The 25,413-nt window shown below is 74.4% G+C and carries 21 protein-coding genes; 10 read left to right on the top strand and 11 right to left on the bottom strand.

Annotation, left to right across the window (positions count from 1 at the left end; all coding sequences use genetic code 11):
* The first annotated feature begins 70 nt into the window (after positions 1-70).
* Both NR072_RS00640 and NR072_RS00635 read left to right on the top strand, forming a co-directional pair.
* Entirely contained in the window at positions 71-1,393 is a 1,323-nt protein-coding gene (locus NR072_RS00640; RefSeq protein ID WP_225348576.1) for a DUF4921 family protein, read from the top strand.
* Positions 1,394-1,436: 43 nt separating this feature from the next.
* Positions 1,437-3,089 (top strand): AarF/ABC1/UbiB kinase family protein, encoded by a 1,653-nt coding sequence (locus NR072_RS00635; RefSeq protein ID WP_036338696.1) that lies wholly within the window; start codon positions 1,437-1,439, stop codon positions 3,087-3,089.
* Positions 3,090-3,117: 28 nt separating this feature from the next.
* Here NR072_RS00635 and NR072_RS00630 read toward each other — a convergent pair whose 3' ends face one another.
* A complete protein-coding gene (locus NR072_RS00630) occupies positions 3,118-4,248 on the bottom strand; it encodes a trans-acting enoyl reductase family protein (protein ID WP_256835779.1) in 1,131 nt (376 codons plus the stop codon).
* 143 nt (positions 4,249-4,391) lie between these two features.
* Here NR072_RS00630 and NR072_RS00625 point away from each other — a divergent pair, with 143 nt between their 5' ends.
* Both NR072_RS00625 and NR072_RS00620 read left to right on the top strand, forming a co-directional pair.
* Positions 4,392-5,399: a cation diffusion facilitator family transporter gene (locus NR072_RS00625; RefSeq protein ID WP_256835777.1), complete on the top strand. Its 1,008-nt coding sequence runs from the start codon at positions 4,392-4,394 to the stop codon at positions 5,397-5,399.
* Between the two features lie 33 nt (positions 5,400-5,432).
* The gene (locus NR072_RS00620; RefSeq protein ID WP_256835775.1) at positions 5,433-6,899 is read left to right on the top strand and encodes a beta-lactamase family protein; all 1,467 of its coding nucleotides are present in this window, start codon (positions 5,433-5,435) and stop codon (positions 6,897-6,899) included.
* Positions 6,900-6,923: 24 nt separating this feature from the next.
* On the opposite strand, the gene arfB is transcribed toward NR072_RS00620, so the two are convergent.
* The 3 genes from arfB to NR072_RS00605 form a co-directional block, all read right to left on the bottom strand.
* On the bottom strand, positions 6,924-7,379 hold the full coding sequence (gene arfB / locus NR072_RS00615) for an alternative ribosome rescue aminoacyl-tRNA hydrolase ArfB (protein WP_036338705.1): 456 nt from the start codon (positions 7,377-7,379) through the stop codon (positions 6,924-6,926).
* Positions 7,372-8,817: an MFS transporter gene (locus tag NR072_RS00610; protein WP_256835773.1), complete on the bottom strand. Its 1,446-nt coding sequence runs from the start codon at positions 8,815-8,817 to the stop codon at positions 7,372-7,374. The genes arfB and NR072_RS00610 overlap by 8 nt, the downstream gene beginning before the upstream one ends.
* 132 nt (positions 8,818-8,949) lie before the next feature.
* Entirely contained in the window at positions 8,950-10,692 is a 1,743-nt protein-coding gene (locus NR072_RS00605; protein ID WP_256835771.1) for a bifunctional 3'-5' exonuclease/DNA polymerase, read from the bottom strand.
* A 138-nt stretch (positions 10,693-10,830) separates the two neighbouring features.
* On the opposite strand from NR072_RS00605, the gene NR072_RS00600 reads away from it, so the two are divergent.
* Positions 10,831-12,312, top strand: coding sequence for a sugar porter family MFS transporter (locus NR072_RS00600; RefSeq protein WP_141843619.1), 1,482 nt, complete (start codon positions 10,831-10,833; stop codon positions 12,310-12,312).
* Positions 12,313-12,385: 73 nt separating this feature from the next.
* Here NR072_RS00600 and NR072_RS00595 read toward each other — a convergent pair whose 3' ends face one another.
* Positions 12,386-13,687, bottom strand: a complete 1,302-nt coding sequence (locus NR072_RS00595) for a dicarboxylate/amino acid:cation symporter (RefSeq protein ID WP_158183880.1) — start codon at positions 13,685-13,687, stop codon at positions 12,386-12,388.
* A gap of 228 nt (positions 13,688-13,915) precedes the next feature.
* On the opposite strand from NR072_RS00595, the gene NR072_RS00590 reads away from it, so the two are divergent.
* From NR072_RS00590 to NR072_RS00575, 4 genes are read left to right on the top strand one after another with little or no spacing between them, the layout of a single operon-like run.
* The gene (locus NR072_RS00590) at positions 13,916-14,557 is read left to right on the top strand and encodes an ABC transporter permease (RefSeq protein WP_002855197.1); all 642 of its coding nucleotides are present in this window, start codon (positions 13,916-13,918) and stop codon (positions 14,555-14,557) included.
* A complete protein-coding gene (locus NR072_RS00585) occupies positions 14,554-15,561 on the top strand; it encodes an ABC transporter ATP-binding protein (protein ID WP_134416722.1) in 1,008 nt (335 codons plus the stop codon). The genes NR072_RS00590 and NR072_RS00585 overlap by 4 nt, the downstream gene beginning before the upstream one ends.
* Positions 15,558-16,310 (top strand): ABC transporter permease, encoded by a 753-nt coding sequence (locus tag NR072_RS00580; RefSeq protein WP_036316433.1) that lies wholly within the window; start codon positions 15,558-15,560, stop codon positions 16,308-16,310. Before NR072_RS00585 ends, NR072_RS00580 begins: the two co-directional genes overlap by 4 nt.
* Entirely contained in the window at positions 16,307-17,314 is a 1,008-nt protein-coding gene (locus NR072_RS00575) for a glycine betaine ABC transporter substrate-binding protein (RefSeq protein WP_134416720.1), read from the top strand. The genes NR072_RS00580 and NR072_RS00575 overlap by 4 nt, the downstream gene beginning before the upstream one ends.
* A 27-nt stretch (positions 17,315-17,341) precedes the next feature.
* Here the strand turns inward: NR072_RS00575 and NR072_RS00570 are convergent, their stop codons facing one another.
* From NR072_RS00570 to NR072_RS00550, 5 genes are all read right to left on the bottom strand, one after another.
* A complete protein-coding gene (locus NR072_RS00570) occupies positions 17,342-18,979 on the bottom strand; it encodes an alkaline phosphatase (RefSeq protein WP_052520106.1) in 1,638 nt (545 codons plus the stop codon).
* Positions 18,980-19,089: 110 nt separating this feature from the next.
* Positions 19,090-20,262: a cysteine desulfurase family protein gene (locus NR072_RS00565; RefSeq protein ID WP_041104960.1), complete on the bottom strand. Its 1,173-nt coding sequence runs from the start codon at positions 20,260-20,262 to the stop codon at positions 19,090-19,092.
* Positions 20,259-21,179, bottom strand: coding sequence for a carboxylating nicotinate-nucleotide diphosphorylase (gene nadC / locus NR072_RS00560; RefSeq protein ID WP_041104958.1), 921 nt, complete (start codon positions 21,177-21,179; stop codon positions 20,259-20,261). Before nadC ends, NR072_RS00565 begins: the two co-directional genes overlap by 4 nt.
* Positions 21,176-22,504, bottom strand: coding sequence for a quinolinate synthase NadA (gene nadA / locus NR072_RS00555; RefSeq protein ID WP_061867051.1), 1,329 nt, complete (start codon positions 22,502-22,504; stop codon positions 21,176-21,178). The genes nadC and nadA overlap by 4 nt, the downstream gene beginning before the upstream one ends.
* 28 nt (positions 22,505-22,532) lie before the next feature.
* Positions 22,533-23,267: an NUDIX hydrolase gene (locus NR072_RS00550; protein ID WP_041104954.1), complete on the bottom strand. Its 735-nt coding sequence runs from the start codon at positions 23,265-23,267 to the stop codon at positions 22,533-22,535.
* A 128-nt stretch (positions 23,268-23,395) separates the two neighbouring features.
* On the opposite strand from NR072_RS00550, the gene NR072_RS00545 reads away from it, so the two are divergent.
* Entirely contained in the window at positions 23,396-24,229 is an 834-nt protein-coding gene (locus NR072_RS00545; RefSeq protein ID WP_041104952.1) for an alpha/beta fold hydrolase, read from the top strand.
* A 126-nt stretch (positions 24,230-24,355) separates the two neighbouring features.
* Here NR072_RS00545 and NR072_RS00540 read toward each other — a convergent pair whose 3' ends face one another.
* Positions 24,356-25,303, bottom strand: a complete 948-nt coding sequence (locus tag NR072_RS00540; RefSeq protein ID WP_041105414.1) for a DUF808 domain-containing protein — start codon at positions 25,301-25,303, stop codon at positions 24,356-24,358.
* Positions 25,304-25,413 lie beyond the last annotated feature (110 nt).

Below are 25,413 nucleotides of genomic sequence, written 5' to 3'. Positions count from 1 at the left end.
CCGGCGGGCGCGTCGGCGCCGGCCTGCCCGGGTCGGCACCGCCTCGTATCCTGGCCTCGTGCACCCGTCTGTGAGCGAGCCCCTCACCCGACTGCCGGACGGCACCGTCAAGCAGCGCAACCCCTTCACCGGCACCGAGGTCTGGACCGTGCCCGGCCGCGGCCACCGCCCGCTCGGCCTCGTCCGGCCCGCCCCGCAGCCGCTCGACCCCGCCCAGCAGGGTCGGCACTGTGCCTTCTGCGAGCACCGCCTGCTGGAGACGCCGCCGGAGAAGTCACGCATCGTCTCCACGAGGGCCGACGACGGCGCCCCGGCTTGGCAGATCCTGCGGCATCCGGCCGCGGAGCGGCTCGGGGAGACGACCCCGGCCTTCCGCCGGGTCCCCAACCTCTTCGAGATCCTCAGCTACGACTACTGGCGTCTCAACCACGGCTACGAACTCCCCCCGGACGCGCGCCGCCGCCGTGACGAGTACCTGGCCACCGAGGCCGGCCGCGCCCACGTGCGCGCCGTCGTCGCCGCGAAGCTGCGCGCCTCCGGCCGCTCCGCCGAGGAGGCGGCGGCGATGTCCGAGGCGGAGCTGATCGCGGCGTCGGCCGCATTCTTCGGCGGCACGCACGACGTGGTGATCGCCCGGCGGCACTTCGTCGACGACGCCGTGGACGACCACCAGCTGGCCTCCTCGGGCACCCTCACCCCGGACGAGCACCACGCCTTCCTGGCCCTCACCGCCGACGCGATGCGGGACCTCTACGCGACCACGCCCGCCGTGCGGTACGTCTCCGTGTTCCAGAACTGGCTCAAGCCCGCCGGTGCCTCCTTCGACCACCTGCACAAGCAGCTCGTGGCCATCGACGAGGTCGGCGCGCAGAACGCCGCCGTCCTGGACCGGCTGCGCGAGGACCCGCAGGTGTTCAACCACGCCGCGCTGGACGTGGCTGTGGCGCACGACCTCGTGATCGCCGAGAACGAGCACGCCGTGATGTTCGCCGGCTTCGGCCACCGGTACCCGACGGTCGAGGTCTACTCCACGAGCCCGGTGGGGCAGCCGTGGCGGCAGTCCGCGGCCGAGCTGCGCGCCGTCTCCGACCTGCTGCATGCCGCCCACGCGGCCACCGGCCCGGACGTCCCCTCCAACGAGGAGTGGCACACCCGCCCGCCCGGCGTCGCGGACCCGATGCCGTGGCGTGTGATGCTCAAGTGGCGCGTCTCCACGCTCGCCGGCTTCGAGGGCGCCACCAAGATCAACGTCAACACCCTCAGCCCGTGGGACGTGCGGGACCGGGTGCTGGCGAGGCTGCGGGAGCTGCGGGCGGCGGGCGCGCTCGCGGACGGGATGCGGATCGGGGCCGACGCGCGGGTCCGGCCGGGCATGCTCCGGTACGCGGACTGAGCGGCGGGGCCCGTCCCTCCGCGCGGTCGGTAGCGTGGGCGTCATGGCCCTCCACCTGCAGCGCTACCGCGAGATCGCCCACGTCATGGCCCGCAACGGCCTCATGGCCACGGCCGTGCAGGCCGGGCTCTCCCGGTGGCTGCCCCTCGAGGAGGGGGAGCCGCACCTGGGCATCGACGCCGAGGCCCGCCCCGAGCTGTTCGTGCGCACGTTCGAGGAGCTGGGCGTCACCTTCGTGAAGCTCGGGCAGCTGATCTCGGCGCGCCCGGACGTGTTCCCCGAGGCCTACTGCGCGGCGTTCGCCCGCCTCACGGACAGCACGTCGGCGGTGCCCTTCGAGGCCGTCGCCCGGACGGTCGAGGAGGACCTCGGCGCCGACGTCGACACCCTGTTCGCCTGGTTCGACCGGGCGCCCCTGGCCACCGCCTCCATCGGTCAGGCCCACCGCGCGCGCCTGCATGACGGGCGCGCCGTCGTCGTGAAGGTCCGCAAGCCCGGTGTGGTGGAGCAGGTCCAGGCGGACCTGGAGATCCTGCGGACGCTGGCGGCCACGTGGTCGCGGGCCTCACGGACCTTCGCCGACCTGGACGTGCCGGCCATGGTGGACGAGTTCGACCGCTCGCTGCGCGCCGAGCTCGACTACGTGGTGGAGGCGCGGGCCTGCGAGGAGATCGCCGCCGGCTTCCGGGACACCCCGGGCGTGCGGTTCCCGTGGATCGAGTGGGACCTGACCACCTCGCGCGTGCTGACCATGCAGGAGCTCTCCGGGCTGCGCGTGGACGACCTGGCCGGACTCGACGCCGCCGGCATCGACCGGGAGGAGCTGGCGTACCGGGCCGCCGACGTGCTGCTGGCCATGGTGTTCGAGCACGGCGTGTTCCATGCGGACCCGCACCCGGGCAACCTGTTCATCGAGCCGGACGGGACCGTCGGGTTCATCGACTTCGGCTCCGTGGGGCGGATCTCCCCGTCCCTCCGGCGCCGGTTCGCGGGCCTGGCCATGGCGCTGGCCCGGCAGGACACCGACGGGCTGGTGCGGGCCCTGCTGGACATCGCCCCGCCGCGCGGCCCGGTGGACCGCCGTCGGCTCCGGCTGGAGGTGGCCCGGATCGTCGGCCGCCTCGAGGGGCGCGAGCTCGAGGACATCCGCGTGGCGCAGCTGATCTCGGAGATCTTCGCCCTGGTGCGGCGCCACCGGCTGTCCCTGCCGCCCGAGCTCGTGCAGCTGCTGCGGATGCTGATCATCGTGGACGGCATCGGCCGCCGCCTGCACCCCGGCTTCGACTACACCCGCGTGCTCGACCCGTTCGCCCTGCGCCTCGTGGGGGAGCACCTCGACCCCCGGCGGGTGGCGGGCCGGATCGGCCGGGCCACGATCGCGGCGGCCGAGCTCGGCATCGACCTGCCGGAGTACGCCCGCAAGGTGATGGAACGCATCGACGACGGCGGGATCGACGTCACCGTCCGCGCGAGCGAGCTCGAGCCGCTCGTGACGCGCCTCGAGCGGACGGGCGACCGGGTGGTGGCCGCCATGGTGGTGGCCGCGATGATCACCGGCGGCACGAACGTGCTCGTGGCGTACAAGGACCGGCTCGGCCGCTTCGCCGGGCCGGTGGTGGCCGCCGGCGGCGCCGCCCTGACCGGCGGCAGCGCCTATCTGGCCTGGATCAGCCGCCCGCGGCGTCGCCCCCGCTGAGGGCCACGGGCGGGGTCAGTCGTCGGGATCATGCCCGCACCAGGCCGACCGCGGCGCAGGCCGTCTCGAAGTCGTCGAGGCCGAACGCCTGGATCGGGCTGACGACGCCGGCCTCGCGGGCCCGGCCTGCGGCGAGCTGACGGGCGCCCCAGGCCATGAGGTCCCCGGTCAACGTGTAGGCGTTGGGGCCGCGCAGGTGCACGTCCGCCACGACGCGGCCGGCCGCGTCCCGCGCGATCGCCCCGACTCGGGAGCCCGTGCGGGCCCGGTCTGCGGCGTCGGGGCCACCCGGGTCCCCGGCCAAGGGCCGCAGCAGGGCCTGCACGCCGCGGGCGACGCCGGGGAGCCACCCCACCGCGCCGAGGGCGGCGGCGCCGATCTGCGTGGGCCGGGCCGGGAACCAGCCGTTGAAGACCTCGACCTCATCCAGGCCGGGCTGCATCCGCGGCAGGAACAGGGACTCCGTGCCGCCGAACAGCACGCCGCGGCGATCCTGCCCGTCGACCCGGAAGACGGCCGACCGGCTGGCCGGGCCCGTCGTCGCCAGCCGCCCGCCGCGCCACGTGATCGTCCGCTCGGTGAGGGCGTCCACCATCGTCTGGCGCGTCCCGTGGCTGAGGTCGACGCGCGGGTCCAGCTCGCCGTCGGCGAAGTAGCCGATCTGCAGGGACCGTGCGCGTCCACCGGCCTCCGCCAGCGCGAGCCCGCCCGCGAGCATGCCCGGCGCGTAGTCGAAGCCGAGGGCGGGCAGCAGGGTGGCGCCCGTGCGTCGGGCGGTGGCGTCCAGGTCCGCCTTGAGGTCCTTCACGAAGCCGACCTCACCGGTCGAGTCCACGTAGTGCGCGCCCCGCTCCGCGGCGGCGCGGGCGACCGGTCGGCCGTAGCGTTCGAAGGGGCCGACCGTGGAGACCAGCACATCGCCCTCCGTGACCAGGGCCCTCAGCGAGGCGGGGTCACCGGCGTCGGCGACGGCGACCTTCAGCCCGTCGTGCCGCCTCGCCGCGTGCTGGAGCGAGTCCCGGTTCCGGCCCGCCAGCACGGGCCGTGCGCCCTGGGCCACGAGGGCGTCCACGACGAGGGATCCGGCGTAGCCCGTCGCGCCGAGCACGATGATGCGGGGGGCGTCGGGGTGGTCGAGGTGCAGGGGAGAATCCGTCATGGCCCCACGCTAGGCCGCGCACGCGGAGACCTCACGGGCTCGGCGACGCCGATCCGCGTGGACCCCGTCTCGCGCTCCTGGACCGGCGGACCCGGACATGGCGAGCCTGGTCCGGCATGCGCCTGCAGGGGCAGACTCGGAGGATGACCCGCACCCCGCCCGCCGTCGCCTCGCCCGCTCACTCCGCCTCGCCCGCCGCCGAGACCGGCGGCGAGAGCCTGCTGACCGTCCTGATCGCCCTCGGCGTGAACGCGGTGATCGCCGTCGTCAAGTCGATCGTGGGCGCGGTCACCGGCTCAGCCGCGATGGTGGCGGAGGCCGCGCACTCCTGGGCCGACGCCGGCAATGAGGTCTTCCTGCTGTTGGCGGAGCGTCGGGCCGGCCGAGCCTCCGACGCGCGGCACCCGCTGGGCTACAGGCGGGCGGCCTACGTGTGGTCGATGGTCGCGGCCTTCGGCCTGTTCGCGGTGGGCTCGGCGGTCTCGGTCTGGCACGGGATCACGGCCTGGTCCGCCCCCGAGGAGGAGGCGGAGTACACGATCGCGTACATCGTGCTCGCCGTCGCGTTCGTGCTCGAGTGCGTCTCCTTCCTGAACGCGCATCGGCGCGTCCGCCGCGACGCGGAGCGGCGGCACATCAGCGATGCCATGTTCCTGCGCCAGACCTCGGACCCCACCCTGCGCGCCGTGTGGGTGGAGGACGCCTCGGCCCTGATCGGCCTGGTCATCGCGGCGGCCGCCCTCGCCCTGCACCAGCTCACCGGGGACCCCCGGTGGGACGCCGCCGGCTCGATCCTCGTGGGCGTGCTGCTCGGGGTCGTCGCGATCTTCCTGCTCTCGCGGAACATGGCGTTCCTCGTCGGCGAGGTCGCCGACCCGGTGGTCCGGACCCGGGTGCTGCGCTGGCTGCTGGAGCGGCCCGAGGTGCTCTCCGTGAGCTACCTGCACCTCGAGTACGTCGGTCCGGAGAAGCTCTTCGTCGTCGGGGCCGTGGACCTGGCCGGGGACGAGCGGGAGAGCGAGGCCGCGGTCCTGCTCCAGCGCGTGGAGGACGCCCTCCTCGAGCACCCGCGCGTGGCCGCCGTCGTGCTCTCCCTGTCCAACCCCGCCCACGCGCCCCTGGACCCGGAATCGCAGAACGCCCGCGCCTGAGCCCGCGCGGCCGGCATCGTACAGTGGCCTCTCGTGACCCAGACCACCCCCGCCCCGCCGCCCGCTCCGTCCCTCGACCGCCTCCGGGAGGCGGCCCCGTACCTGTCCCGGTGGCTGGCCACCCAGGTGGAGACGCGGCACGTGCCCGGCGCCCAGGTGGCCGTGCGGCTCGGCGACGAGCTGGTGCTCTCCGCCGCGTTCGGGGTGGCCGACGAGGCCACCGGGGCGGAGCTGACCACCGGCCACCTGTTCCGCGTGGCCAGCCATTCCAAGACCTTCACGGCCGTCGCCGTGCTGCGCCTGGTCGCCGCCGGTCGTCTGCGCCTGGACGACACCGTGGCCGAACGACTGCCCGACTGTGCCGACACCCCGCTGGCCCGGGTCACCGTCCGCGAGCTGCTCTCGCACACCTCCGGCGCCATCCGCGACGGAGTGGACGCGGACCACTGGCAGCTCGAGGGCCCCTTCCCGGACGCCGACGCCCTGCGCGCGATCGTCCGGGACCACGGCGCCACCTACGCCCCGCAGGAGCGGTTCAAGTATTCGAACATCGGGTACGGCCTGCTCGGGGCGATCATCGAGGCAGTCACGGGCCGCGGCTACGCCGAGCACGTCACGGAGGACATCCTCGTCCCGCTCGGCCTCACCGACACCCGCCCCGAGATCGACGACGACGCGGCGGGCCGGGCCGTCGTCGGCCACACCCGGGCCCACGGCCGTGGGCGTCGGGTGAGCGTGGCACCGACCGCCACCGGCGCGCTGGCCGCGGCCACCGGCTTCGTCTCCACGGCGGAGGAGCTCAGCCGCTTCTTCTCCGCTCTCGCACTGGATCGGCGTGAGCTGCTGGACGAGCACGCGCTGCGCCTGATGCACCGGGCCGAGGCCTCCTTCCCGCGGGGGACCGGGACCGGCACCTACGGGCTCGGCCTGATCGGGATCAGCGTGGGCGGACGACGGCTCGTGGGCCACTCCGGCGGCTTCCCCGGGCAGATCACCCGGACCCTGGTGGACCCGGTGACCGGCCTGACCGTCAGCGTGCTCACCAACGCCGTGGACGGTCCGGCGGACGCGCTCGCGGTGGGCCTCGTCGAGCTCATCGACCTGCTCGCCCAGGACGCCGCCGACGGGCAGGCGCTGCCCACCGGTGTCACGACCGACGACCTCGACCGGCTGACCGGCCGCTACGTCTCCCTGTGGGGCGAGACGGACGTGGTTCGCGCCGGCGAGCGCCTCGTGCTGATCGACCCCGGCACGCCCGGCCCCCGGGACAGGATGCACGAGCTGCGAGCGCTGGACGCCACCACGTTCCTGCCCGAGGACGAGGATGGCTTCGGCGCGTCGGGGGAGCGCATCCCGTTCGACCTCGGCGACGACGGCCGGGTGGTGAGGATGCGCGTGTCCGGGGTGAGCAGCTGGCCCGAAGAGGACTACCTCGCCCGGCGTGGCGACGCGTGGGGTCACCGCTCGGCCGCCGGCCGTGGGGTGACCGGGCGGGACTGAGCCGCCGCCTGCGGGCGGGCGGCCTCAGTCGAGACCGGGGCGGCGGCGCGTGCGCTTCACCTCGGAGCGACGGTGTTTGGCCTCCAGGCGGCGCCGCCGAGAGCCGCGCGTCGGCTTGGTAGCCCGCCGCGGCGTCGGCGGGGCCAGGGCCTCGCGCAGCAGCGCCGCGAGCCGCTCGCGGGCGGCCACCCGGTTGCGCCGCTGGGCCCGGTGCTCCGCCACGCTGACGGTGAGCACCGTGCCGGCCAGCCGGGGCGCCAGCCGTGCGAGGACGCGGGCGCGCTGGACGTCGTCGAGGGCGGAGGTGGCCGCCAGGTCCAGACTGAGCTGGACCCGCGAGTCCGCCGTGTTCACGCCCTGACCGCCCGGGCCGGAGGCGTGGGAGAAGCGCTCGACGAGTTCGCCCGCGGGGATGACCAGCCCGCGGGGTGCGCCGGGGCCGGGGGTGACGCGCACGTCGCCGGGGCGGGGCTCAGCCACGGGGCGCCGCCGTCCGTGGTCCGCGCAGGTCCGCGAGTGCGACGAGGAGCGCGAGCGCCATGCACCCCGCCACCAGGGTGAAGGCGGCCATGAACGCCCCGTCCCAGTCGGCACCGGAGGCGACGCCCAGGAACACCCCCACGATCACGGCGGTGCCGACGGCCGTGCCGACGCGCTGGCCGGTCTGCAGGACGCCGCCGGCCGTGCCGGAGTGCCGCGGCGGGACCTCGGCCAGGCTGAGGGTCTGGTTGGGGGAGACCACCAGCCCCTGCCCGGCACCCAAGATGGCGAGGGTGAGCAGCAGCCACCATGGACTCAGGCCGAACTCCCGGTTGGCCCACGCCACCCCGATGGAGCCCACGACGGCGAGCAGCGCCAGCGCGATGCCGAGGACGACGATCTTCCGGCCCGTGCGCAGCACCACGCGACCGGCCACGGTGGACATCACGCTCGACATGACCGCCGAGGGAAGGCCGATGAGTGCGGCGTGCAGCGCCGGGTAGCCCAGCCCGTTCTGCATGAACATGGCGATCACCACGAACATGCTGGTCGAGCCGGTGAAGTAGATGGCGATCAGCAGGGCGCCGCACGCGAAGCTGCGGGTCTGGAACAGGCGCAGGTCCACCATCGGGGCGCGGCCCCGTCGGGCGTAGCGGGCCTCCCAGCGTGTCCAGAGGGCGGCCAGGCCGATGCCGACGGGCACGAGCACGAACCGCCACGGCCCGAGCTCACGGTCCAGGAACGGGAGCATGACGGCCACGAGGGCGCCGGCCAGCAGGACGACGCCGACCGGGTCCAGGTCCGGGCGCCGCGCCCGCTCGGGGGCGGTGCGCGGCAGCCACTGGCGGGCCACGACGAGGGCGCCGAGGGCGATCGGCACGTTCACCAGGAAGGTCGCGCGCCAGCCGAGGTCGCCGCCGAGCCACGCGATGAGCCCGCCGCTGAGCAGCGGCCCCACCGCCACGGACACCCCGACGACGGCACCGAGCGCCCCGAACGCCCGGGCGCGGGAGGCGCCGGAGAACTCGCTTTGGATGAAGCCGGTGACCTGCGGGTTGAGCAGGCCCGCGCCCACGCCCATGACCAGGCGCGCGAGCACGAGCAGGACGCCCGTGGGCGCCAGGCCGGACAGGAGCGCACCGAGCGCGAACACGCCGAGGCCCACCATGAACAGCCGGCGTCGTCCGAAGAGGTCACCCGCCCGGCCCGCCGGCACGAGCACCGTGCCGAACACGAGGGTGTAGCCGGAGATGGCCCACTGCAGCTCCGCGTCACTGGCGTCCAGGCCCCGCTGCAGGGCGGGCAGGGCCACGTTGATGCTGGACACGGCCAGCAGGGACATGAAGATCGGGATGAGGAGCACCGCGAGGATGCGCTGCTGGTGCGGGGTGAAGACCGAGGACGCGGCGCCGTCGGACGGACGCGGGGCGACGGGCATGCGGTCTCCTTCACAAGGGTGTCTCGGGCGCTCTCCAGGATCGGCCCTCGTCCCGCATCGTGCCAGGTCCGAGGGTCCTCGGCCCGGTGCGGCGCACGGAGGCCATGACCGCGACCGTCGCCCTGCCGCCCCTCACTTCGCGTCCGCGTATGACCCCACGCTGGAGACGGTGAGCGGGAAGTCCACGGGGGCGGGACCGAACAGCAGGCGGCCGGCGGCGCTCGCGGACTCCGCCACGACCGTCCGCACGGCCTCGGCCTCCGCGGCCGGGCCGTGCAGGACGACCTCGTCGTGGACGAAGAACACGAGTTCCGTGTGCATGCCGGCCGAGCGCAGTCGACGGCGGATCTCGCCCATCCAGCACAGCGCCCACTCGGCTGCGGTGCCCTGCACCACGAAGTTCCGGGTGAAGCGGCCCTGGGAGCGTCGCCGTCGCCGGGCCGCGGACTCGGCGGCCTGGGTGTCGACGTCGGACACGGACTCCTGCCACTTCCGCCCCGGTGCGGGGGACCAGCGGCCCAGCCACGTGGACACCTGGCCGCCGCCCTCGCCGACGGTGGCCGCCCGCTCGAGCAGGCCGATCGCTCGGGGGTATAGCCGGCGCAGGTGCGGCATGAGCGCCGCGGAGTCGCCCGTCGTCGAGCCGTACATCGCACCCAGCAGGGCGATCTTCGCGCGCCCGCGGTCGGCCAGCGCGGTGCCGGCCGCCCGGCCCTGCTCCGCGACCTCCCGGTACAGGTCGGGCGTGGTCCCGGCACGGGCCAGCGCCTCGTCGGCGGCCATCGCGGCGAGGATGCGCGGCTCCACCTGGGAGGCGTCGGCCACGGTCAGCGTCCACCCGGGGTCTGCGCGGACGGCGTCGCGTACCCCGGCTGGGATCTGCATGGCCCCACCGCCGTGGGCGGCCCACCGCCCGGTCACCACGCCGCCGACCAGGTAGGCGGCGTGGAACCGGCCGTCGTCGCCGATCCACTGGTCCAGCCAGTGCCAGCCGTTGGCCGTCCACAGCCGGGCCAGGGCCTTGTACTCCAGCAGCGGCGCGAGCAGCGCGGCCCGCGCCTCGCGTTCCGCGCCGCCGGCGTCGATCCAGTGCTTCAGGTCCCACTGCCGCGTGGACTCCACGGCCACGCCCGCCGTCTGCAGCGCCCGCAGCAGGCTGGGCTGCGAGTCGGGGCTCAGCCCGGGGGAGCCCAGGACGTCGGCGATGCGTTCGGCCAGGGTCTGCAGGCGGGCGGGACGCTCGCCCGGTGCAGGCCGGGGGCCGAGCTGCTCGGCGAGGAGCGCCTCGTGCACGCCCCGGTCCCACGGCAGACCCGCCGCCCGGATCTCCGCGGCCACGAGTGCGCCCTGCGACTCCGCCGCCGCGAGCAGCCGCAGCCGGTGCGGGTGGGCCGAGCCCTCGACGGCCGCCCGCTGCGCGGCCAGCTCCGCCGCGAGCACGGTGACGTCCGGAGCGGGGCCGGCCTCGTCCGGCAGGTCGAAGAAGGACTCCTGACCGGCGGGCACCCGCGCCGGGCGCTCGGGCTCCGTCGGGTCGGCGACCTCGAGCTGCGCCACGGGCGTGTAACGCACCCCGCTGCCCGGCGCCGTCGCCGCGTGCCGCAGGATCCGCTGGACGAGGGCCAGGTCCCAGCACCGATCCACCCGCACCCCCGCCACCAGCCAGGCGGCGTACTCCGTCCCGACGTCGGCGAGCACCCAGCGGACCGTGCTCGGGTCCACGCCCAGGCGGGCGGGCAGACCGGCCACGAGCCCGGCCACGGACCCGGCGGCGCAGGATCCCAGGGGAGAGGCGCCGTCGCCTTCCCCGTCCAGGGCCCACCAGGCGCCGGGGCTGCCGACGGAGGCGGGGGCGGGGCCCAGGACGACGAACATGGCCCTCATTCTGCCCCGCCGCCTCCTCTGCGCGGGGAGAGGGGCTGTGCGACTTGCACGCTCGCCGAGCGGAGAACACACTGTGCGGACGCACCGGCGCGCAGCGGGCCGTCGGGCGCCACCCAGAGAGGACCCACCATGACAGCGACCCGGTCCGGCGGCGCCGCGACGTCGCGCCTCAACGCCAAGGTGGTCGGCATCTCGGTCGCCGCCGCGCTCGGCGGCTTCCTGTTCGGCTTCGACACCTCCGTCATCAACGGCGCCGTGGACGCGCTCGCCGGGGAGTTCGGCCTCGGCGCCGGTCTCACGGGCTTCGCCGTCTCCTCGGCGCTGATCGGCTGCGCGCTGGGCGCCTGGTTCGCCGGGCCGATCGCCAACCGCCGCGGCCGCGTGCCCGTGATGGTGATCGCCGCGATCCTGTTCCTGGTCTCCGCCATCGGCTCGGGCCTGGCGTTCGGCGTGGTCGACCTGATCGTCTGGCGCATGGTCGGCGGCCTGGGCGTGGGCGCCGCGTCCGTGATCGCCCCGGCGTACATCGCGGAGGTCAGCCCGGCCCATGTGCGCGGTCGCCTCGGCTCGCTCCAACAGCTGGCGATCGTCCTGGGCATCTTCGTCGCGCTCCTCACGGACGCGCTCTTCGCGACGATGGCCGGGGGAGCGGCGCAGCCGTTCTGGCTCGGCGTCGACGCCTGGCGCTGGATGTTCCTGGCCGAGGCCGTCCCGGCGGTGCTGTACGGCCTGTTCGCCCTGAAGTTGCCGGAGTCCCCGCGCTACCTGGTCGCCCGCGGTCGCACGGACGAGGCGGCCGAGGTCCTGCACGAGTTCACCGGCGTGGACCGGGTGAACCTGATGATCGAGGACATCCGGCGCTCGCTGGACTCGGAGCACCGCGAGTCGTTGGCGGACCTGCGCGGACCGGCGGCGGGCCTGCAGCCGATCGTGTGGATCGGCATCCTGCTCTCCGTCTTCCAGCAGGCCGTGGGCATCAACGTGATCTTCTACTACTCCACCACCCTGTGGCGCTCGGTGGGCTTCGGAGAGTCGGACGCCCTCACGGTCACCGTGATCACCTCGGTCACGAACATCGCCGTCACCTTCATCGCGATCGCCCTGGTGGACCGCGTCGGCCGTCGCCCCATGCTGATCGCCGGCTCCGCCGGCATGGCGGTCAGCCTCGGCCTGATGGCACTGGCCTTCTCCTTCGCGGAGACCGGCGGCGCCGAGTCCGTGTCCCTGCCGCAGCCGTGGTCCACGGTGGCGCTGGTGGCCGCGAACGCCTTCGTGGTGTTCTTCGGTGCCACCTGGGGTCCGCTGGTCTGGGTGCTGCTGGGCGAGATGTTCCCGAACCGCATCCGCGCCGGCGCGCTCGCCGTGGCCGCCGCCGCGCAGTGGGCGGCCAACTTCACCGTCTCCACCACGTTCCCGTGGTTGGCGGACATCGGCCTGACCCTCGCCTACGGCCTGTACGCGGTCATGGCGGCGCTGTCCCTGGCCTTCGTGGCGGCCTTCGTGCCCGAGACCAAGGGCAAGACGCTCGAGGAGATGAGCGACGTCGTCGTGCGCTCCCCGGGGCAACGGCGCGCGGTGCGCGCCGAGGCGGAGCAGGGCCTGCGCGGCTGACACCGCCAGTCCCGACGACGGCCCCGTCCCGGAGCTGCAGACAGGGAGGGGGCCGTGGTGTGTGCGGGGCGGGTCAGCCGGCGTCGGCGCCGGTCGCGGCCCCCTCGTCGTCGCGGCGCTCCAGGCCCTCGTCCTCGGAGTCCTCGATGAGACGGTCTCCGGCGATCTTGTCGACGATCATCGCGATGGCGGCGTCGCCGGTCACGTTGGTGGCGGTGCCGAAGGAGTCGATGGCGATGTACGTGGCGACCATGAGCGCGACCTGCGGCTCGGTGAAGCCGAGCATCGAGGTCAGCAGGCCCGAGGCCGCCACGATCGCGCCGCCGGGCACGCCGGGCGCCGCGACCATGGTGACGCCCAGCATGAAGATGAAGCCCACGAACACCGGGACGTCGATCGACTGGCCCGAGAGGAACAGCACCGCGATGGAGAACGAGACGATCTTCACGGTGGAGCCGGCCAGGTGGATCGTCGCGCACAGCGGCACGACGAACGAGGCGATCGGCCGGCGCACGCCGAGCAGCAGGGTCTGGCGCAGGGTCACCGGGATGGTCGCCGCCGAGGACGAGGTGCCCAGGGCCGTCGCGTAGGCCGGCAGCATCGTCTTCAGTGCCGTGAACGGGTTGCGGCCCGCGATCGCGCCCGCGACGACGTACTGGAGGAGCAGCAGCACCACGGTGAGGCCGAAGACCAGCAGGATCACGCCGAGGAACGTGGTGATGACCTTGAAGACCTCGCCGGCGGCGGTCATGTTCAGGAACACGCCGAAGATGTAGACGGGCAGCAGCGGCACGATCAGGCCCATGACGACCCGCTCGATGATCGATCGCAGCTGGTCGAAGCTCTCGTGCAGGGCGCCGCGCGGCAGCATCGTCAGGCCGATGCCGAGCACGAACGCGAGCAGCAGGGCCGTCATCACGCCGAAGGGCGGGTCCATCTGCACCTCGAACAGCGGGCCGAGCAGCGCGTCCTCGGGGTTGGCCATCCCCTCGAAGGACCCGGGCGTGAGGATCAGCGGGAAGACGAGCAGGCAGACCAGCAGGGCGCCGAAGCCGCCGACCAGGGTGGAGCCGTAGGCGATGCCGCCGGTCAGGGCCAGCAGCTTCCCCGCGCCCCGGCCGATGTCGCCGATGGCGGGGGCGACGAGCGCCAGGATCAGCACCGGGACGATGAAACCCAGGAAGTTCGAGAACAGCCCGTTGAAGGTGGCGAAGGCCTGCACGAGCCAGGTCGGCGCGACCAGGCCGACGAGGACGCCGGCCACGATCGCGACGAGGATGCGGGGCAGCAGGCCGACGCGGCGGCGGGGCACGGCGACGGCGCCCCCGGAGTCGGGGCCGGACGCGTCGAGGGCATCGGAGTGGGAGCGAGACATGGCCGACACGCTAGCGCAGGCCGTCCTGCCCGTCGCCCGGTCGGTAGGCCATCCTTGGCGGTGCCGGCGACCCCCGTCGTGGCGCAGAACACAGGGAGCGCCACCGTCTCGGGGAGCGTGCAAGAGCACGCCCGACCCACCCGGACCGAAGGAGACGACGATGACGGTCCTGCCCCGCCCCGCAGACGCCCGGGCCGCCCAGGGGCGCGCTGCCGGCGTGGAGGCCGCATGAGCGAGTTCCTCGCCTCACGCTGGCCCGACATCCTCTTCCGGGCGTGGCAGCACGGGTGGCTCGTGCTGCAGGCGCTGGCCATCGCCACCGTGCTCGCCATCGCGCTGGCCGTGATCGCCACGCGGATCAAGGCCCTGACCCCGATCGCGAACGCCTTCACGGCCGTCGGGCTGACCCTGCCCTCCTTCGCGCTCATCGGCGTCCTGATCCCCCTGGTGGGCATCGGGACCGTCCCCGCCGTCGTGGTGGTGGTCTTCTATGCCCTGCTGCCCATCCTCCGCAACGCGCTCGTGGGTCTGCGCGGCGTGGACCCGGAGGTGCTGGAGGCCGCCCGGGGGATGGGCATGGGGCCGGTGGCGCTGTTCACCCGGGTGCGTCTCCCGCTGGCCTGGCCCGTGATCCTCACCGGCATCCGGGTCGCGGGCCAGCTCGGCATGGGCGTGGCCGCGGTCGCGGCCTACGTCCTGGGGCCCGGACTGGGCTCGTACATCTTCACGGGGCTGGTCTCCCTGGGCGGCGCCAACGCGTTGAACTACGCCCTCGTGGGCACCCTCGGCATCGTCGTCGTCGCCCTCGTCCTGGACGGGCTGCTCGTGCTGCTCGGCCGGCTCACCATCTCGAAGGGACTGCGCGCATGAGCACCGACCGTGACGCCGGGGCCGAGATCCGTCTCGAGTCCCTGACGAAGCTCTTTCCGGGGCAGGACCGTCCCGCCGTGGACGCCCTGGACCTCATCATCCCCGCGGGGGAGACCGTGGTGTTCGTCGGCCCGTCCGGCTGCGGCAAGACCACCTCGCTGAAGATGATCAACCGCCTCATCGAGCCCACCTCCGGGCGGATCCTGATCGGTGGGGAGGACATCACACGCCGCGACCCCACCCGGCTGCGCCGTCAGATCGGCTACGTCGTGCAGGGTGGCGGGATGATGCCCCACCTGTCCGTCGCCGAGAACGTCGGCCTGGTGCCGCGCCTGCTCAAGTGGGACCGCCGGCGCATCGCCGACCGCGTGGACGAGCTGCTCGACCTGGTCGGCCTGGACCCGGCGATCTACCGGGACCGTTTCCCGCGCGAGCTGTCCGGCGGACAGCAGCAGCGCGTCGGCGTGGCGCGGGGCCTCGCGGCGGATCCACCCGTGCTGCTCATGGACGAGCCCTTCGGCGCCGTGGACCCCCTCACCCGCCAGCGCCTGCAGAAGGAGATGCTCGACATCCAGGCCAGGGTGGGCAAGACCATCGTGATGGTCACCCACGACGTGGACGAGGCCGTGCTCCTGGGCGACCGGATCCTGGTGCTCGAACCCGGCGCGCACGTGGCCCAGTACGCCACCCCCGAAGAGGTCCTGGCGCGGCCGGCCACCGAGTTCGTGGCCGACTTCGTGGGGTCGGGGGCGGGGCTCAAGCGGCTGGGGCTGCGGTCGGTCGACTCGCTGCCGCTGCGCCCGATCGCACAGCACCCGACGGGCACGCTGCCGGGCGGGCCCGTGCTCGACGCGGCCACCCCGATCAGCGAGGCCCTCGCCGTGCTGGTCACGGCCCCGGCGGAGGAGATCGCCGTGGTCCGTGATGGCACGGTCATCGGTCTGCTCGACTATCCGACACTGCGCGCGCACGCCCGCGCCGGCGACGAGCAGGCTCGGCCGTGATCGCCCGGCTGCGTGCGGCCTCCGCCGAGGACCGCCTGCTCCTGATCGGCCTGCCGCTGCTGGTGGCCGCCCTGCTGATCGGGTGGACCGTCTGGGTGCGCGGAGCCGCCCTCGACGACGTCGAGGCCCGGCTGCTGACCTGGCCCACCGTCCTGCGCCTCACCGCCGAGCACCTGGCCCTCGTCGGCGTGTCCACCGTTCTGGTCGTGGCGACGGCCGTCCCGCTCGGCGTGCTGCTGAGCCGCCCCGCCGCCCGGCGGTTCACCCCCGTCGCCATGGGGCTGGCCAACGCCGGCCAGGCCGCTCCCGTGATCGGTGTGATCGTCCTGCTCGCCATGGCGTGGGGGTTCGGCTTCCGGGTCGCCGTCCTGGCCCTGTCCCTCTACGCGTTCCTGCCCGTGCTGGCCAACACGCTGGCCGGGCTGCGGGGCGTCGACCCCACCGTCGTCGAGGCGGCCCGCGGCATGGGCATGTCGCCGCTGCAGACCCTGCTCCGGGTGGAGCTGCCCTTGGCCCTGCCCGTGATCATGGCGGGTCTGCGGACCGCCCTGGTGCTGCTGGTGGGTACCGGGGCGTTCGCGACGTTCATCGACGCCGGCGGCCTCGGCCTGCTCATCCAGACCGGGATCGTCCTGTTCCGTTTCCCGCTGCTCGTCTCGGGGGCGATCCTCGTGGCCGCCCTCGCCCTGATGATCGAGTGGATCGGCCGCCTCGTCGAGACGCTGGCCACGCCGAGGGGGCTCGCATGACCACCCCGCGCGCGACCACCCCGTCCCGCCGCCGCGGCCGGACCCCCGCTCGTGCCGCGCTCGCCGCGCTCGGCCTGGCGGCCTCCCTGGTCCTGTCCGGGTGCGGGCTGAGCACCGCCGGCGGCTACCTGCCCTCGGGCACGCCCGCCGGCGACGTCGCCGGGATCGACCTCGAGGGCGCCCACGTGGCGGTGGGCTCCAAGAACTTCAACGAGGGCGTCGTGCTCGGCAAGATCACCGCGATCCTGCTGCGCTCCGCGGGGGCCGACGTCGAGGATCTGACCAACATGCCGGGTTCGCTCAGTGCGCGCCAGGCCCAGGTCGCAGGCGTCGTGGACGTCGAGTGGGACTACACGGGGACGGCCTGGATCACGTACCTGGGCCACACCGATCCGATCCCGGACGCCCAGGCGCAGTGGGCCGCGGTCCGGGACGAGGACGCGCAGCAGGGCCTGGTGTGGCTGCCGCCGGCCGAACTCGACAACACCTACACCTTCTCCGTGCGCCAGGACCGGGCGGAGGAGCTCGGCCTGGAGACCCTGGCGGACATCAAGGACCTCCCCACGGAGGACCAGTCCTTCTGCGTGAGCGCCGAATTCGCCGCCCGCAACGACGGGTTCCTGCCCATGCTCGAGGCCTACGGGATCGAACGGCCCACCGGATCCCGGCTGCGCCAGATGGACATCGGGGCGGTGTTCGCCGCGGTGGCGGACGGGTCGTGCACCTTCGGGGAGGCGTACGCCACGGACGGGCGGATCGCCGCGCTGGACCTGACGACCCTGCAGGACCCGCTGAGCTTCTTCCCGAAGTACAACGCGGCCCCCATCGTGCGCGAGGAGGTCCTGGCCGAGCACCCCGAGATCGCCGACCTGCTGGCGCCCGTGACCGCGCGCCTGGACAACGCGACGGCCGCGCGCCTGAACGCCCGGGTGGACGTCGACGGCGAGGAGCCCACCCAGGTCGCGTGGGACTGGCTCCGCGAGGAGGGCCTGATCACCGACTGACGGTCACCCGCCGCGTGGCACGGCGGATCAGGCCGCCGTCAGCGTGCGCGAGTAGACCGTCCGGCCGGCGGCGTTGATCAGACGCACCCGGAACTCGCGGCCGTCCTCGGGGATCTCGACGTGGCCGAAGTACTGGTGCTCGCCGGAGCGCGGCGAGCCCATGACCGGCCCGTGCGCCTCGAAGTCCAGGCGCGGGCCGAAGGTGCCGTCCAGCGTGTTCGGGCCGAACGATCCGGCGTTGATGGGGCCGGCCACGAACTCCCAGAACGGCTCGAAGTCGGTGAACGCCGCGCGGTCGGGGGAGTAGTGGTGCGCCGCGCAGTAGTGGACGTCGCCGGTGAGGAACACGACGTTCTTCACGCCGTGGTCCTTGATCGCCTTCAGGAGGCGGGCGATCTCCAGCTCGCGGCCCAGCGGGGCGCCGTCGTCGCCGTTGGACAGGGACTCCTGCCCCGTGCCGTCGGGGACGATCAGGCCCAGAGGCAGGTCGTTGGCGATGACCTTCCACGTGGCGGTCGACGCGCGCAGCCCACGGATGAGCCACTGCAGCTGCTCGTCGCCCAGGATCGGGGTCTCGTGGGTCTCGAGCCCCGGGGTGTTCTCGCCCTTGTGGGTGCGCATGTCCAGGGCGAACACGTCGAGGGTCGCGCCGCGGGGGATCCTGCGGTAGATGCGGGCGGGCTCGAAGCCCGAGCCGCGGCGCAGGGCTGTGGAGTCGGCGATCGGCATGTACTCCTGCCACGCGCGGCGGGCGCGGGCGGCCAGCGTGTCCACGTCACGGACCTGGGTGTAGCGCGGGTCTTCGAGGACCTCACCCGGCCACCAGTTGTTGGTCGTCTCGTGGTCGTCCCACTGGGCGATGACGGGGACGTCCGCGTACAGGGCGCGGAGGTTGTCGTCCATCATGTTGTAGCGGTGGCGGCCGCGGAACTCGTTCAGCGTCTCGGCGACCTTGGACGTCTCCTCCGTGACGAGGTTGCGCCAGGTGGGCTCGCCGGCCACCTCGAGGGTCTCCGGGATGGGGTTGTCCGCGTAGATCGTGTCGCCGGAGTGCAGGAAGAAGTCGGGCATCGTGGCGTGCATCGCCGCGTAGCCGCGCATGCCGCCGATCTCCGGGTTGATGCCGTAGCCCTGCCCCGCGGTGTCCGCGGTCCACACGAAGGACTGGGCGGCGGAGGTCTTCCGGCCGAACCGCGCGCCGGGCGCCGTCGTGAAGCGGGCCACGGCCGACTCGCCCAGGCGGCCGGCCTCGTCCTCGAACGCGTACGTCACCTCGAAGCGGGTGTCGGAGGGCAGCGTGTCCGCGAGGATCTTCGCGGTGTGGTCGGTGGCCCCGTCGACCCAGCCGGAGCGCAGGGTCAGCCCGCGGGCGAAGCGGCCGCGCAGCACCTTCCCGTCCTCGTCGACCGCGCGCAGCGTGGCGTGCAGGCGCGAACGGCCGGACGAGCGCGCCCACAGCACGGCCGAGTTCGAGGTGACGTCGCCGGTGGCGACGCCGGACGGCAGCGTCAGACGGGACGCGACCAGGCCACCGGGGGTGTGGCGGGCCGGACGGGCGGCGGCGGGGCCGGCGAGGGCGGCGGGGGCGAGTACGGCGGCGGACGCCGCGGCGAGCACCGAACGGCGGGAGGCGGAGTGGGACAGGGGTGCGGTGGTCTGCTTCACGGGGCCAGGGTGGGGCACGCAGGCGAGGGACATGTGGCCTCGGGCTGACCCCCGGGTGAACGTCCGACGCCGGCCCCCGGCGGCATCGGGGTCGACCGGCCCGGGGCCGCTCAGCGCAGGGCGGTGACCGTCCGGACGGCGTCGACGATCGCGTCCGCCGCGGCGTCGAGCAGCGGGGCGTCGGCGTCCGGGCCGAACGTGCAGCGCAGGGCCGTGCGGGCCTCGTCCTCGCTGAGGCCCAGCGCGAGCAGGGCCGGGGACGGCTCGGCGTCGTGGGCCGAGCACGCGGACCCCGCCGAGGCCAGCACGCCCCGGCGGGCCGCCTCCTCCAGCACCGACTCGCCGTTCACGCCGGGCAGCACGAACGAGGCGTGACGCGGCAGCCGCCGCGCGGGATGGCCGGTCAGCCGCGCGTCGGGCACGAGCGCCCGGACGCCGTCGAGCACGCGCGCCGCGAACCGGTCCCGCAGCCCGGACCACGCGTCCGCGGCCGCGGTGCGCTCCGCCTCGGCCTCCTCGAAGGCCGCCGCGAACCCGGCGGCACCGGCCACGTTCTGCGTCCCGGACCGCCGGCCCCGCTCCTGGCCGCCACCGGGCACGAGCGGTTCCAGGGCGTGACCCGGGCGCACCCACAGCGCGCCGACCCCCTTGGGCCCGCCGACCTTGTGCCCGGACAGCGCCACGAGATCCGCCCCGAGGGCGCGCACGTCCACCGGGATCTGCCCCGCGGCCTGCACCGCGTCCACGTGCAGCGGCACGCCCGCCTCCCGGGCGACGGCGGCCAGCTCGGCCACCGGCTGCACCGTGCCCACCTCGTTGTGGGCCAGGTGCACGCTGACCAGCGCGGTGTCCGGGCGCAGGCGGGCGGCGAGGTCGTCCGCCGAGGTCAAACCGTCACGGTCCAGCGCGAGGTGCTCGACCTCGACGCCGTGCAGCCGGGCCAGCTGGTCACAGGACTGCCGCACCGCGCTGTGCTCGATCCCCGTGGTCAGCACGTGGCCCGCCGGGCGTCCGGCGAGGATCCGGGCGCGCACCGTGCCGAGCACGGCGAGCGCGTCGGCCTCCGTGCCGCCCGAGGTGAACACGACCTGCCCGGCCCGGGCGCCGATCGCGCGGGCCACCCGCGCGCGGGCGTCCTCGAGCAGGGCCGCCGCCGCCCGGCCGGCCTCGTGCGCCGAGGACGGGTTGCCGTAGACGCCGGTGAGGGCGGGCCACATCGCCTCCAGCGCGCTGCGCCGGACGGGCGCGGTGGCCGCGTGGTCCAGGTCGAGGGTGGTGCTCATCGGCGCGGCGAGCCCTCCTCGACCACGGCGTCCAGGCCCAGGTCCAGGGACTGGACGGTATGGGTCAGTGCTCCCACCGAGATCACGTCCACGCCCGTGGCCGCGATCGCCCCGATCGTCTCGAGGCTCACCCCGCCGGAGGCCTCGACGACGGCGCGGCCCGCCACGAGCTCGACGCCGGCCCGCAGCTCGGCCGGCGAGAAGTTGTCCAGCATGATCGTGTCGACCCCGGCGGCGAGCACCGCCGGGATCTGCTCGAGCCGGTCGACCTCCACCTCCACGTGGGTGGTGTGCGGCAGGCGGGCCATCCCGGCGCGCAGGGCCGCGGTGAGGGCCTCGCCCGGGTCGCCGGCACCGCCGAACCCCAGCGCGGCCAGGTGGTTGTCCTTGAGCATCACGGCATCCGAGAGGCTGAAGCGGTGGTTGTGCCCGCCTCCGTCCCGCACCGCCTGCCGTTCGAGCACGCGCAGACCCGGGGTGGTCTTGCGGGTGTCCACCACCCGCGCGTGCCCGCCGCCGGCGCGCGCGGCGGCCACGTGGGCGGCCGTCGTCGTGGCGATCCCGGACTGCCGTTGGACGAGGTTCAGCGCCACGCGCTCGGCGCGCAGCACCGAGCGGGCGGGGCCCGCGACCTCGGCGACGACGGCGCCGGGGGACAGGTCGGCGCCGTCGGTCAGGTGCAGGGTGACGGACACGGCCGGGTCGACGAGCCGGAAGGCGGCCTCGAGGGCGTTCGTGCCGGAGAGCACCCCGGGCTCGCGGGCCACCACGCGCGCGGTGATCCGGGCCTGCTCCGGGACGAAGGCCTCCGAGGAGACATCACCCCAGGGCGCGTCCTCGGCGAGCGCGGCGGCCACGATCCGCTCCACGTCCGGCTGCGGGGCCGGCGTCGCCGGGGCGCGGTCGGCCGGGGTCACGTCCCGGCCCCGGCGGACTGCGCGGCCGACTGCTTCGGCGCGACGGCCAGCATCCGCTCGAGCGCGGTGCGGGCCGGGTCGGCGACGGACGCGGGCACGGTGATCCGGTTGACCACGCGGCCGGCCACGAGCTCCTCGAGCACCCACGCGAGGTAGCCGGGGTGGATGCGGTACATGGTGGAGCACGGGCAGATCACGGGGTCGAGGCAGAAGATCGTGTGCTCGGGGTGCTGGGCGGCCAGGCGCTGCACGAGGTTGATCTCGGTGCCGATCGCGAAGGTCGAGCCGGCCGGCGCCGCCTGGATCGCCTTGACGATGAAGTCGGTGGACCCGGAGGAGTCCGCGGCCTCCACCACGGGCAGGGGGCACTCGGGGTGCACGATCACCTGGACGTCCGGGTGCTCGGCGCGGGCCTGCTCGATCTGCGCCACGGTGAAGCGGCGGTGCACCGAGCAGAAGCCGTGCCACAGCAGGACCTTCGCGTCCCGCAGGGCGTCCTCGGAGTTCCCGCCCAGCGGCAGGCGGGGGTTCCACGTCGGCATCTGCTCGAGTGGGATCCCCCTGGCGCGGCCCGTGTTCCGGCCCAGGTGCTGGTCCGGGAAGAACAGGACGCGTTGGGCACGCTCGAACGCCCAGTCCAGCACGGCCGAGGCGTTGGAGGACGTGCACACGATGCCGCCGCGCTCGCCGACGAAGCCCTTGAGGGCCGCGGAGGAGTTCATGTAGGTCACGGGCAGCAGGGGCACGCGCCCGTCGTCGTCCGGCTCGGTGCCGTAGACCGCCTCGAGCTGCTCCCACGCGTCCTCGACCGAGTCCAGGTCGGCCATGTCCGCCATGGAGCAGCCGGCGGCGAGGTTGGGCAGGATGACGGCCTGGTCCGGGGTGGAGAGAAGGTCCGCGGTCTCCGCCATGAAGTGCACGCCGCAGAACACGATCGCCTCCGCCTCGGGCCGGCCCTGGGAGGCCCGCGCGAGCTGGAAGGAGTCGCCCACGAAGTCGCCGTGCTGGACGACCTCGTCGCGCTGGTAGAAGTGGCCCAGCACGACGACGCGTTCGCCGAGCGTCTGCCGCGCCGCGCTGATCCGGGCGTGGAGCTCCTCGTCGGAGGCCCGCTGGTACTCCTCGGGGATGCGGCCCTGCACGGGGGCGTCGGCCGGGACGGCGTCGTCCTGCGATGCGCCGGGGCCGTAGGCGGGCAGGCCGGCGTCGAACGCCCAGGGGCCGCGGGTCAGGTCGGGGGAGCACGAGGAGCCGCGCGCGGCGTCCTTGTCGATCAGGGTCAGGGTGCGGGCCACCGAGGCGGTGGTCCCGGTCGGGGTGGTCATGGGTGACTCCTGGGTCGGGGCTGGTGGGTCAGCGGCGGGCGTCCGGCCCGGCGGGATCGGGGTCGGTCCCGGGCCCGGCGGGCCGGTAGCGGTAGAGCTTGGGCGGGCGGTGCGGGGTGCCGCCGCGGACCTCGCCGGTCTCCTCGAGGGCCCCGGCGGCGAGGGTGGCGCGGCGGAAGTTGGCGGCGTCGAGGCCGCGGCCGAGGACGGCCTCGTGCACGGCGCGCAGCTCGGCAAGGGTGAAGGAGGGCCCCAGCAGCGCGTGCCCGACGCCGGCTCGCGGCAGGTCCGCGCGCAGACGCGCCACGGCCGCCGCCAGGATCTGGGCGTGGTCGAACGCCAGCGCGGGCGGCGCGTCGGCCCGGTGCCAGCGCACATGGACCCCGATGGGCAGCCCGGCCACGTCCGGGTCCGGGCGGGACGCCGGGGCGGCGCCGTCGTCGTCCAGGACGGGGCTGAGCGCCCAGTGGGCCACCGTGAGGACGCGTCCGGTGGGGGAACGGTCCACGGCGCCGAACGCCGCCAGCTGCTCGAGGCGACGGACGGGACCGGGCACGCACTCGGCGGCCACGCGTGCGGCGACGTCGGCCAGCTCCTCGTCCGCGCCGAGCCACGCGCCCGGCAGCGCCCACCGGTCCAGGAACGGCTCGCGCATCCGCGGGACGAGGGCGACGCAGAGGCGGGGCACGCCGTGCGGGTCCGGGCGCACGCCGAAGACGGCCGTGGACACGGCGACGCTGACGCGGGCCTCAGCGACGGGCATGGGACCTCCCGGAGTGGACTGGCGGGGCTGTTCTGGTCAGTATGACACTGTTCCCGCCCATCTCAGAGGGTCAAGATGACTGGAAGTCGGGGGAGGCGCCGGTCCGGTCCCGCGCTAGCCTGAGTCGGGTGAACACGACCGCCGCCTCCGCCCTGTCCGACGCACCCCTGGCCTCCACCCGCATCGGGGAGGGCTCGCGCCGCGTCGCGTTCCTGCATGGCCTCATGGGCCGCGGCCGGAACTTCACCGGCCCGGCCAAGGAGCTGGGGGACGACTTCACGGTGGAGCTGATCGATCTGCCGGACCACGGCGCCTCGCCCTGGACGGACCGGGTGGACTACCGCGAGATCGCGGACCGGGTGGCTGCCCACCTGCGGGGCGGTCTCGCCGCCGACGGGCCGGTCCACCTGCTGGGCCACTCGATGGGCGGCAAGGTCGCGATGGTGCTCGCCCTGCGGCACCCGGAGCTCGTGGACCGGCTGATCGTGGAGGACATCTCCCCGCGGCTCTCACCGCAGGCCACGGACGAGTTCGTGCACCTGCTGGGCACCATGCTGCGCATGGACCTGGACGCGTACGACTCGCGGGCCGAGGCCGACGCGGCCATGGCCGAGCACGTCCACGACGCGCGGGTGCGCGGCTTCCTGCTGCAGAACCTGCGGCGCGCGGCCGGCCACTTCGCGTGGCAGCCCAACGTGGCCATGCTCTTCGAGCACCTGCGGGAGATCGGCTCGTTCCCGGACCCGGTGGTCCCCGAGGACCCGGCGCGCGTGTTCGACCATCCGGTCCTGTGGCTGGCCGGCGCCGAGTCGGACTACGTCCAGGACGAGGACGTGCCGCGGATGAAGGAGCTGTTCCCGCGCGTCGTGCGCGTGACCGTCCGTGACGCCGGCCACTGGCTGCACGCCGACCAGCCCGAGGCCTTCGTCTCCGCGGTGCGCACCTTCCTCACCGCCGACTGACGGGGCCCGTCGGGAGACGGAGACAGCGCCGAGGCCCGCAGACGCGCCGCTACGTTCCGTGCGTAGCGGCGCGTCTGCGGGCCTCGGCGTCGGGCGCGGGTGGGAGTAGACCCGTCAGCCGCCGCATCAGTGGGCGGGCGCGGCCTTCTTCCCGCGCAGGCGTCCGACGAGCAGGACCACCCCGAGCGCGACCGAGCCCCAGAGCAGGCCCCACACAGCCGACGTCGCAGTCTCCGTGAGCCAGCCGAGGAACGCGCCGGCGGCGTGTGTGACGGGCTCGACGATCCCGTGCTGCACGGCGTAGGGCCACGGCACGCCCAGTGCGTCCAGCTCCACGAGGGCGATGTGGCCGCCCACCCAGAGCATCGCCACGGTGCCGATGACGGTCACCACGCGCAGCACGTGCGGCATGGCCTTGACCAGCCCGGCGCCGAACGAGCGGCCGCCGGAGGTCGAGGCGTTCTGGTGCAGGTGCAGGCCGACGTCGTCCATCTTCACGATCAGCCCCACGGCCCCATACACGCCCACGGTGATGAGGACGGCCACCACCGCCAGGACCGCCGCCTGCATCCAGAAGCCCAGGTCGGCCACCTCGTTCATGGAGATGACCATGATCTCCAGGGACAGGATGAAGTCCGTGGTGATGGCCCCGCGCACCACGGTGTCCTCGGCCTCCGGACCCCGCTCGACGGCGGGCTCCTCGTCGTCGGCATGCCCGTGGCCGGTGAGCTTGCCCCACACCTTGTGCGCGCCCTCATAGGACAGGTAGGTGCCGCCGGCCAGCAGCAGCCACGGCAGGATCCAGGGGGCGAGCCAGTCGAGCAGCAGCAGGGCGGGCAGGATGAACACGAGCTTGTTGCGCAGGGAGCCCTTGGTGATCCGCCAGATCATCGGCAGCTCGCGGGCCGCGGCTGCGCCGGCCATGTACTGCGGGGTCACCGCGGCGTCGTCGACCACCACACCCGCCGCCTTGGCCGCGGCGCGTCCCGCCCCTGCGGCCACGTCGTCCACGCTCGCGGCGGCGAGGCGGGCGAGGGCGGCGACGTCGTCGAGCAGGGCTACGAGTCCGACCATGGTTCCTCCTGGGGTGGGGCCGACGGGCGCGCCGGTGCGCGGGCAGGGCGCAGGTCGAGCATAGCGGCGGGGACGGACACGCACCGGCCCGGTCCCGTGGGGGACCGGGC

Origin of the sequence: Micrococcus sp. Mcc89 (assembly GCF_024519795.1) — a bacterium.
GTDB lineage: Bacteria > Actinomycetota > Actinomycetes > Actinomycetales > Micrococcaceae > Micrococcus > Micrococcus luteus.
This window is presented reverse-complemented; position numbering and strand designations above follow the sequence as displayed.